The following is a 12,847-nucleotide window of genomic DNA, read 5'->3' as shown; positions in this document are numbered from 1 at the left end:
GAAGGATACATATCACTAGAGTTTGTGAAATTAGAAGGCGGAAAGCAAGAAGAAAAGCCGGGTAATATTACAAATGGTGTACAAGAAAGTGGAACAATTACCGCAACAAGTTTGCGAGTGAGAAGCCAAGCGAATACAAGCAGTGCGATACTTGGAAACTTAAAAAAAGGAGAAAAGGTAACGATTCTAGGAAAAGCAAACGGCTGGGCGAAGATTAATTATAAAGGAAACGAAGGTTATATCTCACTAGAGTTTGTTCAAATTGGAATGGATCCTACAAATCCAACTGTTCCTGGAGAAGTTATAGAAGAACGAGCAGTTGTAAATGCTTCTTTATTAAATGTTCGTAAAGGTCCATCTACAGGAACTGCAATCATTGGTCATTTGAAAAATGGAGAAAAGGTTACGATAGTTGCGAAAGAGAATGGCTGGGCAAAAGTGCGATTTAGTGGCAGTGAAGGCTATGTCTCATTACAATTCTTAAAAATGAAACAAGGTTCTTCTTCATATGAAATTGTTACTTCATCTCAAAAAATTCAAAAGCCAAATGAAGTGGAAGCTGAGCAAATTATGCAAAATATGAAAGAAGATGCTTATATTACAAGCGGTGGTAAAGTTGTGAATATGAAGCAAGGATTTGTTCGGGCGAATGGTGTTATTAACATTTATGATATTGCAACGGGGAAGAAGCTTACATATGTAAAAGGTGGAGCAGACTTAAAATTTATAAAAGCTGTAGGTAATCGTATACATGTGAAAATTGATGGAATGACAGGATACGTGAATATAAATGATGTAACATTGCATCCGACAATGACAGGGGCGACAACTTCGTATTATTCAGTGAAAAATGGAAAGTTGTATCATTATGTGTATAATTCTTCTACTGGTAAATATGCAACGTATCAAATTGGAAATGCGCCAAAGCATTTAAAAGAAGGCGAACGCTATGAGGCATTCGATAAAACACAAATTGGTGGGAAAGATAGTTATCAATACTTTGAGTATGTGCCACTGCGCGTAACTTCTACGTATACGGGAGAAGAGATTGATAATTTCTTACGTAAATCTAATGCTAATAGTCCTCTTATTGGATTAGGGAAATATTTTGTAAGTGCGGCAGAGAAGTATAAGATGAATGCTGGGTATTTATTATCACATGCAATTTTAGAGTCTGGTTGGGGAACAAGTCGCATTGCACAAGATAAGAAAAATTTATTTGGATTTAGAGCAGTAGACTCAGATCCGTATAACGGAGCAACTGGATTTAAAACATGGGAAGAAGGCATTGACTTTTGTGCAGCGTACATCGACAAATATTACTTAACGCCAAGTGGAAACACATATAATGGTGGAAACTTAGGCGATAAAGCGCAAGGTATGAACGTTATGTATGCAAGTGATGAAAACTGGGGGCAACAAATTGCGTCACTTATGTATAGAATTGATGCAATGAACGGAAGTAAAGATTTAAATAAATACCAACTTGGAACGTTGAAAACAGGTTCAGCAGTGTATAAAAATTTAGCTGGAAATCAAAATGGTTCCACATCTCGAAATATAATGGTGGCGATTAAAAATACGATGCACACGCCGCAAGGGTCATATTATGAAATCGTTTCAGATAATAAAACGTATAATAGTGTTTATGTGAAGACAGAATCAGTGAAGCTAGTAAACTCTTATTAAAGTAGAGGGGAATCTTGCATTTTATCAATTTAGCAAAACAGGCTCATACTGTTAGAAGGAAGTGACAGGATGAAAAAATATATTGCATTTGATATTGGTGGTACACAGATTAAATGCGGGATTGTTTCAGAATCAGGGGTATTGTTAGAACATCAATTTGTTCAAACAGAGGCATATTTAGGAGGCGAACAAATTGTTCAAAAGCTGATTTGTTTGTCTCAAGATTTAATGAATCAACGTGCCATTTCTGGTGTTGGTATAAGTACAGCAGGCATTGTTGATATAAACAAAGGAATAATAACTGGCGGCGTGGACCATATTCCACGCTATGCTGGCATTCCTATTGTTGATAGATTACAAACTGCGCTGAAAGTTCCTATTGCGATTGAAAATGATGTGAATTGTGCGGCATTAGGAGAGAGATGGAAAGGTGTTGGAAGCCAAAAGAACAACTTTATTATCCTTACAATTGGAACAGGAATTGGTGGAGCTATTGTTATTAACGAGGAATTATACAGAGGGCATTCATTTAGTGCAGGTGAATGGGGAAATATATTAATAGAAGGAAAGCCATTTGAAGAGATTGCATCTATTTCAGGATTAATTCATCTTGTAAAGCAATATAAAGGTGATGGAAATTGGAATGGAAAAAAGATTTTTGAATTATATGATAAAAAGGATAAAGAAGTTATAGAAGCAGTTCAAGTATTCTTTAAACACTTAGCGATTGGAATTAGTAATCTTGCGTATATTTTTAATCCACAAACGATTATTATTGGTGGTGGTATTACGGCTAGAGGTACTAAGTTTTTAGATGAAGTGAAAGAAGAAGTACAGAAATATTTGCATCAGGAAATTTATAATACATGTGAGATTAGTCTTGCGCAAAATGGTAATCATGCAGGGCTTATTGGTTCAATTTACCACTTATTACATCGCTATGAATAAATGATACAGATGTTTTCATATAATTGAAAATTTATTCTTTTTCTCAATCGACAAATAATGCTACAATATAGAGGAAGAATACAATATTTTCCCATTTGGAAAATATCTTGTAGAAAGGAAGAAACTTCATGCCTATTATTTTAGAAAAAGGACAGAAGATTGATTTAACGAAGGGACAACCAGGAGTAACAAAATTACAGGTTGGCTTAGGATGGGATCCAATTGGACAATCAGGTGGATTTTTATCTTCGTTATTTGGAAGCAAACCAAGCGTTGATTGTGATGCATCTGTGGTTATGCTAGAAAAGGATCGTTTTTTAAATAAAAATGATCTCGTTTATTTTGGAAATAAGCTATCTGCTTGTGGAAGCATTATTCATTCAGGTGATAATTTAACAGGTGAAGGTGCTGGCGATGACGAAACGATCTTCGTAGAATTGCATAAGGTTCCGAGCCGTATTAATCGTTTAGTATTTGTCGTAAATATTTATGATTGTGTCAACCGTCGTCAAGATTTTGGCATGATTCAGAATGCCTATATTCGTATTCAAAATCCGCAGACGCGTGAAGAATTAGCACGTTATAATTTATCGGAAAATTACGGCGGGAAAACAACATTAATTGCAGGAGAAATGTATCGTCACGGTAACGATTGGAAGTTTTCTGCAGTTGGAGAAGGTACACAAGATAAGAATTTAAGTGGAATTGTATCACGTTATCAGTAATACAATTTATAGGAGGAATAATATATGGCAGCTATCTCGTTAAAAAAAGGACAAAAAGTAGATTTAACAAAAACAAATCCAGGTCTTTCTAACGTTCTTGTAGGTCTTGGCTGGGATACAAACCGCTATGATGGACAAAATGATTTCGATTTAGACGTAAGTATTTTCTTAGTAGGTGCAAACGGTAAAGTATCAGGTCAAGAAGATTTTGTTTTCTATAATAATCCAAAGGGTGCAAACGGTTCTGTAGAGCATTTAGGAGATAATCGTACTGGTGAAGGTGAAGGCGATGATGAAACAATTAAAGTGGACTTGAAGAATGTTCCAGCACATATTGAGCGTATTTGTTTTACAATTACAATTTATGATGGTGAAAACCGTAGCCAAAACTTTGGACAAGTATCCAACTCTTTCGTACGTATTTTGGATGAAGAGAAGAATGCAGAGTTAATTCGTTACGATTTAGGAGAAGACTTCTCTATTGAAACAGCAGTAGTAGTCGGTGAATTATATCGTCATGCTGGTGAATGGAAGTTTAATGCAATCGGAAGTGGATTCCAAGGTGGATTAGGTGCTTTATGTAACAACTTTGGTTTAGATGTAGAGTAATAAGAAAAATATATAAATACAAATTGAAAAAACGACATAAAAGCTTTCTTTTTAGGCGGGCGAGAGTATCTGGCCATGCATAGAAGCGGTCAGATCTTCTTCCTGCCCCATGCCAAGTGAAAATAGAGAGAAAACGAGTGCAGGTCACTTTTTGTTTTTCGTAGCGGCGACTTATATGTCGAAAAATCAAAATGGATTTATATATGATTGAGCATGTGCTTTACTCATGTATATATTTTTAGAATTATAGTATAAGAGGTGAATATAGATGGTTATTCAATTACAAAAAGGACAGAAAATTGATCTAGGTAAGACAAGCCCAGGTCTTACAAAGGCAGTTATCGGTCTTGGATGGGACATTAAGTCATATGACGGTGGATCTGACTATGATTTAGATGCATCTGCCTTCTTATTAGATGCGAATGGAAAATGTACAAAAGAAGCAGATTTCATTTTCTACAACAACTTACAGTCTCCTTGTGGATCGGTTTTACATACAGGTGATAACCGTACAGGTGAAGGTGAAGGCGATGATGAGCAACTTGTTGTGGATTTAACTAAAGTTCCAGCAGATGTGCACAAAATTGCAATTACAGTTACGATTTATGATGCAGAAGGACGTAATCAAAACTTCGGACAAGTTGCAAATGCATTTGCTCGTCTAGCAAATGAAGAGACAAATGAAGAAGTTCTTCGTTTTGATTTAGGGGAAGATTTCTCCATTGAAACAGCAGTTGTCTTTTGTGAATTATACCGTCATAATGGACAGTGGAAGTTTAATGCAGTAGGAAGCGGATTCCAAGGCGGTTTAGGTGCGCTTGTAAGAGCGTATGGCTTGGATGCATAAGAGGGAAACGAATTTCGTTTCCTTTTTTCGCCTTTCTATAAATCTAGCAAAGAATAGGGGAAAACAGTAAGATGAGCATTTTACAAGGCATTCTTGATACGTATGCCCAATTTTTTGATTTGGACATGTGGATTAAGGTGTTGCAAGATCCAGTATCATGGGGGTTAATCGGTACACTGGTTGTACTCGAAGGTTTATTATCTGCTGATAACGCACTTGTATTAGCAGTAATGGTAAAACATTTACCAGAGGAAAAACGCAAAAAAGCATTATTTTATGGATTAATTGGTGCATATGTATTCCGCTTTATTGCGATTGGAATCGGGATGTTCTTAATTAAACTATGGTGGGTTAAAGTACTTGGTGCACTTTACCTTGCTTGGTTATCAGTGAAGTACTTCATTGATAAGAAAAAAGGTGAAAATGAAGAAGAAGAAGCTCATGGTATGAATCAAAACAGCATCCTCTTTAGAATATTTGGTGTTTTCTGGGGAACAGTTGTCATGGTTGAATTAATGGATATCGCCTTTTCAGTAGACAGCGTTCTTGCAGCATTCGGTGTTTCCAATGAAGTTTGGATTCTACTATTAGGTGGAATGCTTGGTATTTTAATGATGCGCGGTATTGCTGGTGTATTTTTAAAATTACTAGAACGTATTCCAGAGCTTGAAACGACAGCATATATTTTAATTTTAATCATTGCAACAAAAATGATGTTATCGGTAATTGATATTCACATTAGCCATACAGTATTCTTTATTATTTTAGTTGTTGCATTCGGAGCGACATTTGTTGTGCATTATATGAAAAAATCTGGACAAGCCAGAGAAGAAATTGCGGCTACTAAGAAAGAAGATAAATAATTGAAATGGGTTAGCTCGTTATACGAGCGCCCATTTTTTATAACTTAAAATAGTTTATAATAAAGAGATAAGATATTATTTTTTAAAAAGTAAATGTTTTTTGGAGGTGAACTGTCGTGTTTTCGCGTTTTACACTTCATCCACATGCATTAAAAGAAGAAGCTGATTTAAAACAATTTGAAACGATTTTAGAAAAGCGCCCGCAGTATGAATTAAAAGAGAATGGGATGAATTTTAGTTATATAGCTTGTCGCATTCTTGGCGTCCCAAACGATGTAGATGAATATTTTAATGAACTGTTTGATTATAGTGAAGCAAAAGGAATTACTGTACTGCACGAACAGAATTTAAATAAAGTGATTGATTCCGAGAAACTTCGCCAAATTCAAGAAGTATTTACATTACATCAAGAAGCGCCAAACGGACTTACTGTAAACCGCCTTGTTGCACATTTATCAGGAAAACAGTTGTTGCCTAAAGTTGATAATCCAGATTTACAACACTATATACATACAACATTTATCTCTGTATTAAAATTGTACGAGAAACAACATAATCAATCATTAAAAACAGAAGGTTTTCGCCGTTTCTTAATTGATATCATTAAATTAAGCGAAAATTATGTAGCACAATGGTTTTCTACAATTAATTATAAGAAACAAATGCCTCGCATTGTTTGGTACGGAGATGCGAAGGAGAGTCGTATCTATTTCTTGTACTTTCTTATTATGCTCGGGTGTGATGTTTTATATTATCATCCAGAAGGAAAAGATGGCTTTGAAAATGTTGATGATGAAGATAAGACATTTGTTATCTCTCACCCAGGTCGTATTTCATTAGAACCATTTCCAGATCGACGCCGGGAACGTGTCGCAACGGTAGCTTATCAAGCATCGAAAGAAATTGAACAAGTGCTTCATCATGATAATTCTTTATTGTATAAACCTTGGCAATTTCGTACGTACACACCTGTAGCGCGTACACTGAAAACAACATATGATGAACTATTTTTAATTACGAAAGAAAAGGCATTTGTTCGACCGACATTCTTTGTGGAAAATAAACATATTTATATTCCATCTTTATTTGCGAAAGTATCAGGTGTTTCAAAAAATGACAAAGAGTACTTTCAAAGGTTGAAGACAGTAACGTCATTTGATAACAGCCTGTTAATTAATACATTTCCATTTACAAAAGAACAAAAAGCAAACTTTCAATTCCATTATCGAGATGCATTAGACCGTGCTGGAAATCTGCATCCCGATCAAATTATGAATAGTCATTGGTGGCCACATAAGCGTTTACCTGAAGGACTGCAGCATGGGATTGCAGAAGCGATTATTCATACGTGTGAAAGTGAACTTTGTAAACCAGTGGGAAAAGAAACAAAGCAAGATGTAGCACTGTATGTTTTTGCGCAGCTTTCGCAAATTCCACCTCATATTTTAGAGCTACTTGAGAAATTTGATTATTCGCAAGAAGTACCAAAAATTGTTATATTTAATAATGAGAAAAGCGGAGAATTAACTCGTTCTGATGCCGTCTTGCTGTTGTTCTTAAATCAAATCGGAATTGATGTACTGCACTTCAATCCGACAGGAAGAAATGATATTGAACCGTATATTGAAGCAGGAGCATTCGATTCGCATTGGCTTGAAGAAGTGAATTTTGATCTTGAATTTCATGGTCCATCAGCCTATAAGAACTTATCTCAAACAATAAAAGGGCTATTCCGTCCATTTTTATAAAGAAGGAGAGAATAATATATGAATAACAATCCTATCGTATTAGATCCGAAAACCGAATTAAATGAGCAAACAGCACAAGATGTTCGCTTGCAACTGAGACAAGATGCTGAAGTTCAACGTATTTATAATGCTGTTGATATTAAAGATCAATTGGAATTAATTGAACTTGGAAAAGAACCTTCTATAGAAATTTCTCGTTTTGCAGATCAAATTTTACATACGATGTCTTTATCAAAGATAGAAGATTCTGGTGAGCTGTTAAAACAGCTTGGTAAAATTATGGATAAGTTTGATAGCAAAGATTTTGCGGAAGAAAAGAGTGGATTTTTCTCTCGTATGTTTAAAAAAGCAGATAAAATGATTGAACAAATCTTTAGTAAGTATCAAACGATGGGCCGTGAAATGGATAAAGTGTACGTGGAAATTACGAAATACCAAGATGAAATGAAAAAATCAATTGGTACGTTAGATGGCTTATATGAACAAAACTTAAAATATTATTTAGACTTAGAGAAATATGTAGTAGCAGGAGAAATGTTACTGGAGCGTTTAAATACAGAGTTAGTTCCAATGTATGAAGAACGCGTTCGCAACAATGATCAATTAGCAGGTATCGAATTAGAATCTTTGAGAAACTCTGTTGAAATTTTAGAGCAACGCATTGATGATTTAGAGAAGGCTCGTATGGTTGCGTTATTAACGGCACCACAAATTCGCATGATTCAGCGTGGTAATAACAAATTAATTGGTAAAATTAATACAGCGTTTATTACAACAATTCCTATTTTTAAAAATGGAATTATTCAAGCTGTGAACGCAAAACGTCAAAAGCTTGTTGCTGATTCTATGGCTGAGCTTGACCGTCGTACAAATGAGCTACTTAAGAAAAATGCACAAAACATTGCAACGCAAAGTGTAGAGGTAGCAAGACTTTCTGGTTCTTCTAGTATTAAAATGGAAACACTTGAAGAAACATGGAATATTATTTCAAGAGGTATGCAAGAAACACAGCAAATTGAAGAGCAAAACAAACGTGAACGTGAAGAAAGCCGCAAACGTATGGCAGAACTTACAGAGAATATAAAAAAAGAATTGCAAGGATAATGTGAAAAAAGGCAATGAGGAGAGTACTCATTGCCTTTTAATTTTTCTTAAACACTTTTATAATCTCATTTACAACAAGCGGAATAATACTTAGTAATATAACAAATCCCCAATCTTTTAATGTTAAGGCATGTACCCCAAATATATTAGCAATCGGTGGAATTGAGATAATACATATTTGCATAAGTACACCGATAAGTAGAGAGAAAACTAAGTATTTATTTGTAAATATCCCAATTGAGAAAATTGATTTCGTACGAGACCGTAAGTTTAACGAATGAACGAGCTGTGAAAAGCTAAGTACGACAAACGCCATCGTTTGGGCATGTAATAAAGCATCATCATCAATTTGAGATGGGAAGAGCGGGAAGATATTTGTATCTCCGGTATAGAGTTTTGCGCCAACAATAAAGGCGATTAAAGTAATGAGTCCAATTACAATTCCGTTTAGGATAAGGAAAGGAACACTACCACTGAATAAACTCTCTTTTGCATGACGCGGTTTTTCTTTCATCACATCTGGGTCTTCTGGGTCGACACCTAGTGATAGAGCTGGGAGTGTATCTGTAATTAAATTCACCCACAAAATGTGAATCGGACGAAGCGGGGTAGCCCAGCCGAGTAGAATAGCTAAGAAGAGTGCAATAATCTCTCCAAAGTTACAAGAGAGTAGGAAAAGAATTGATTTTTTAATGTTGCGATAAATATTTCTTCCTTCTTCAACAGCTTTGACAATGGATGAGAAGTTATCATCTGTTAAAACCATATCAGCTGCCCCTTTAGCGACATCCGTTCCCGTGATGCCCATTGCGACGCCAATATCTGCTTGTTTTAAAGATGGTGCATCATTTACACCATCCCCAGTCATGGAAACGATATTTCCTTTTGCACGCAATGCTTTAACAATTTTTACTTTATGCTCTGGAGAGACGCGAGCAAAGACATTTAAATGATTGATTTCATTCGCTAGATTTTCATCTGAAATAAGATCTAATTCAGTTCCAATCATGACTTCGGATTCTTTTTCAGCAATACCAAGTTCTTTTGCAATGGCAAAAGCGGTATCTTTATGATCTCCTGTAATCATAACGGTACGAATTCCTGCGTTTTTACATTCAGCAATAGATGCTTTTACTTCTGTTCGTGGTGGATCAATCATACCGACAAGCCCTATGAATATAAGACTCTCTTCCATGTGATTGTTGGCAATGCTTTGTGTATCATGCTGTTTAAAAGCAAATGATAGTACACGCAAAGCTTTTTGGGACATCATTTGAGCAGCTTCAAATATTTGTTCTTTATCTGCTTCGGTTAATATCTCCGCCCTACCATTTATAAAGATATGGGTACAGCGAGGTAAGAGTTTATCAATTGCTCCTTTTGTCATATTGTAATAGTTTTCATTGTATTCATGCAGTGTTGACATCATTTTGCGTTCAGAGTCAAATGGTAATTCGTTCACACGTCTATGTTGAACTTCTAAAGCATCTTTTTGAAAGCCAAAGGTGCTGCCGGCAACAAGAAGGGCAATTTCTGTTGGATCGCCAGTCTGTGATTCAGTTGTATAAGATGCGTCGTTACATAGAATCATATTTTCTAATAATAAGCGCTGAGCGTTATTATTTACGTTTAAATTCTCTAATTTGTCGTATGTACGATCACTATAGAAGTGAGTAACTGTCATTTTATTTTGTGTTAATGTACCAGTTTTATCTGAACAAATAATCGTAACAGAACCAAGTGCTTCGACGGCTGGAAGTTTACGAATGATGACGTTTTGTTTAATCATACGCTGTACACCAATTGCGAGAACAATGGAAACAATTGCTGGTAATCCTTCTGGAATCGCAGCAACCGCTAAGCTAATGGCAGTCATAAACATTTCTAAAGTGTCTCGGCCTTGGAAATATCCGATGAAGAACATAATGATACAGATTGCTACAGCTACAAAGCCTAAATATTTTCCGACTTGCGCTAAACTTTTTTGAAGTGGTGTTGCATCATCGTCAGCTTCATGCAAGAGAGTAGCAATTTTTCCAATTTGTGATTTCATTCCCGTTTCAACAGCAACGCCAACGCCTCGTCCGTACGTAACAAGAGTGGACATAAAGGCCATATTTTTTTGATCACCTAGTGGGATTTGTTCTTCAGTTTGAAGTGAAGGATGATAAAGTGAGTCTTTATCAACAGGAACAGATTCACCTGTTAAAGCAGATTCCTCAATTTTTAAATTTGCAGTCTCAATAAGGCGTAAGTCGCAAGGAATATATCGTCCTGCATCGAGCATAACGATATCCCCTGGAACAACATCTTCTGATGGAATTTCTTTTAGTTCACCATCCCGTTTTACAATTGCTTTTGGTGTTGCCATCTTTTTTAATGCTTCTAAAGCTTGTTCTGCTTTCGATTCTTGAATGACACCGATTACAGCGTTTAAAACAACAACGAGAGCAATAATGCTAGCATCGGCCCATTCACCTACAAAGGTAGAAATAAGAGCAGCAATTAAAAGAACATAGACGAGGACATCATTAATTTGGGCAAAAATACGTTGCCATAAAGTCCGTTTTCGTTTTGTAGTGAGCTCATTTCGACCATATTTTTTTAGCCGACTTTGCACCATTTCTTCTGTTAAACCATGTTGTTCATTTGTTTCAAGTGCAAGTATTGTTTGATCTGTCGTTTTACTGTACCAATTGCTCATCGATAAGCACCTCCGGTAAACACAGTTAGCAATGGTAATGTGGAGAGTATTGGATGTGAGGTCTATGGTGAAGTTCTCTTTTTATTGTACAGCATTTGGAAAATAGATGTAGAAAAGTGAAAGGATGTCATGAATTTGTTAGAATTAAAAAAGCCCCTTTGTTTAAGGGACCCTTCATTATTTTTTAATTAATGTACCTAATTCCTCTGTAATAGCTTGCATTTCACTAATACTAAATGTTTCACGTTTCATTACATGATCGTAAATGTCACGTAAATCCTCATACATTTCTTCGTTAAAGCTTTCAGCACGCATTGCACCAGCGTTTACCATGCGTAACTTTTCTTTAATAGCTTCGACCATATATTCAACATTTTCTTGCGATTTTACGGATAAATCCACCGAAGTGTCCCCCTTTGAAATAACATAAGGATATCTTAACATTTTTTATCATTTTCGTTAATGAAACTTTTCAATCATATTAAGTTAGTAGGAATTTCCTTTATAATTAATAATTGGTTGTTTATACTATATGTATATATAAGAAATGCACCCAGAAGGGAAGAAACACATATGGTTCAAGTATTATTTGTTTGTCTTGGAAACATTTGTCGTTCTCCGATGGCAGAAGCAATTTTTCGTAATCTTGTTGTGCGAGAGGGAATAGAGGATAAAATTCATATTGACTCTGCAGGGACAGGAGATTGGCATATTGGCCATCAGCCTCATGAAGGAACACAAAAAATTTTAAAAGAAAATGAAGTCTCTTTTGAAGGAATTAAAGCACGGCAAGTAGAAAAAGAAGACTTAACAAAGTTTGATTATATTATCGCCATGGACAACAAGAATATAGCAGATTTAGAAAGTTTAGGTAAAACCGGAGGCTATATTGGTAGACTGTCCGATTTTGTTCCAGACGGTGGCTGGACGGATGTTCCTGACCCTTATTTTACAGGGAACTTTCAAGAAGTATATGACCTTGTAACAGAAGGGTGTGCAAAATTATTAGCATTCATTCGAAATGAGCAAGGAATCTGAGAAAGATTAGAAAGAGATACTTTCTAACATAAGAAATGAAAGGGTGAAGGAATATGGCAAAGAAGAATAATATAGCTCGAAACATTGCGATTGGGGTAGCAGCAGGTGTAGCTGTTTCTATGCTTAAGAAAGAAAATCGTGAGAAAGTGAAAAATACAGCAGAAAAAGCAAAATCAAAAATGATTGAAATTGGCGAGAATGCAAAGATAAAAGAAAAAGTGCAAACTGTTACAGATAAAGGACGCGAACTTGCAGATTTTAATGTTATGAAGGCAAAGGTAGCAGAAATCAAAAAATTAACACCATCTGTTGTCGAAACGTTAAAGGAAACGAAAGAAATTTTTAGTAAGAAAAAAGTTGAACCAGAAGAAAAAATGGAAACAATTGAGATTCAGGCTGCAGCTCCAAAAGCTCAGGAATTAAAAGCCGAGGAAGAGCCGGTAGTAGCTGAAGATGGTGGCATGAAAGAAGCACGTGAGTTATTTATGAAGGAATCTAATGCAGAAGAAAAAAAAACGGAAGCGTATATTGAATTAAAGCAAGATAAAGAAGAGAAGAAAAGCGTTTAGAGA

Annotated in this window: 12 protein-coding genes; 10 read left to right on the top strand and 2 right to left on the bottom strand. The window is 35.6% G+C overall.

What is annotated here, in order from left to right:
• From J4P91_RS16295 to J4P91_RS16260, 8 genes are all read left to right on the top strand, one after another.
• The coding region (locus tag J4P91_RS16295) for an SH3 domain-containing protein (protein WP_207994954.1) at window positions 1-1,689 on the top strand (1,689 nt) is incomplete at its 5' end.
• Window positions 1,690-1,758: 69 nt separating this feature from the next.
• Window positions 1,759-2,637 (top strand): ROK family protein, encoded by an 879-nt coding sequence (locus J4P91_RS16290; protein ID WP_207994953.1) that lies wholly within the window; start codon window positions 1,759-1,761, stop codon window positions 2,635-2,637.
• A 128-nt stretch (window positions 2,638-2,765) separates the two neighbouring features.
• Window positions 2,766-3,362 (top strand): TerD family protein, encoded by a 597-nt coding sequence (locus J4P91_RS16285; RefSeq protein WP_017154039.1) that lies wholly within the window; start codon window positions 2,766-2,768, stop codon window positions 3,360-3,362.
• 24 nt (window positions 3,363-3,386) lie between these two features.
• Window positions 3,387-3,971, top strand: a complete 585-nt coding sequence (locus tag J4P91_RS16280; protein ID WP_207994952.1) for a TerD family protein — start codon at window positions 3,387-3,389, stop codon at window positions 3,969-3,971.
• Window positions 3,972-4,239: 268 nt separating this feature from the next.
• On the top strand, window positions 4,240-4,818 hold the full coding sequence (locus J4P91_RS16275; protein ID WP_017154037.1) for a TerD family protein: 579 nt from the start codon (window positions 4,240-4,242) through the stop codon (window positions 4,816-4,818).
• A gap of 71 nt (window positions 4,819-4,889) precedes the next feature.
• Window positions 4,890-5,681 carry a TerC family protein gene (locus J4P91_RS16270; protein ID WP_207994951.1) on the top strand — a complete coding sequence of 264 codons (792 nt, stop codon included), beginning with the start codon at window positions 4,890-4,892 and terminating at the stop codon, window positions 5,679-5,681.
• 116 nt (window positions 5,682-5,797) lie between these two features.
• Window positions 5,798-7,429: a YceG family protein gene (locus tag J4P91_RS16265; RefSeq protein ID WP_207994950.1), complete on the top strand. Its 1,632-nt coding sequence runs from the start codon at window positions 5,798-5,800 to the stop codon at window positions 7,427-7,429.
• 18 nt (window positions 7,430-7,447) lie between these two features.
• Window positions 7,448-8,533, top strand: coding sequence for a toxic anion resistance protein (locus J4P91_RS16260; protein ID WP_207994949.1), 1,086 nt, complete (start codon window positions 7,448-7,450; stop codon window positions 8,531-8,533).
• Window positions 8,534-8,570: 37 nt separating this feature from the next.
• Here J4P91_RS16260 and J4P91_RS16255 read toward each other — a convergent pair whose 3' ends face one another.
• Window positions 8,571-11,237 (bottom strand): cation-translocating P-type ATPase, encoded by a 2,667-nt coding sequence (locus J4P91_RS16255; RefSeq protein WP_207994948.1) that lies wholly within the window; start codon window positions 11,235-11,237, stop codon window positions 8,571-8,573.
• Window positions 11,238-11,414: 177 nt separating this feature from the next.
• On the bottom strand, window positions 11,415-11,639 hold the full coding sequence (locus tag J4P91_RS16250; protein WP_017154032.1) for a DUF1128 domain-containing protein: 225 nt from the start codon (window positions 11,637-11,639) through the stop codon (window positions 11,415-11,417).
• A gap of 171 nt (window positions 11,640-11,810) precedes the next feature.
• Here J4P91_RS16250 and J4P91_RS16245 point away from each other — a divergent pair, with 171 nt between their 5' ends.
• On the top strand, window positions 11,811-12,275 hold the full coding sequence (locus J4P91_RS16245; RefSeq protein ID WP_017154031.1) for a low molecular weight protein-tyrosine-phosphatase: 465 nt from the start codon (window positions 11,811-11,813) through the stop codon (window positions 12,273-12,275).
• A 53-nt stretch (window positions 12,276-12,328) separates the two neighbouring features.
• On the top strand, window positions 12,329-12,844 hold the full coding sequence (locus tag J4P91_RS16240; RefSeq protein WP_207994947.1) for a DUF4075 domain-containing protein: 516 nt from the start codon (window positions 12,329-12,331) through the stop codon (window positions 12,842-12,844).
• Window positions 12,845-12,847 lie beyond the last annotated feature (3 nt).

It is taken from the genome of Bacillus sp. XF8, from assembly GCF_017498755.1.
GTDB lineage: Bacteria > Bacillota > Bacilli > Bacillales > Bacillaceae_G > Bacillus_A > Bacillus_A bingmayongensis.
The sequence above is the reverse complement of the archived record's forward strand: the minus strand, read 5'-3'. Positions and strand labels throughout refer to the sequence as shown.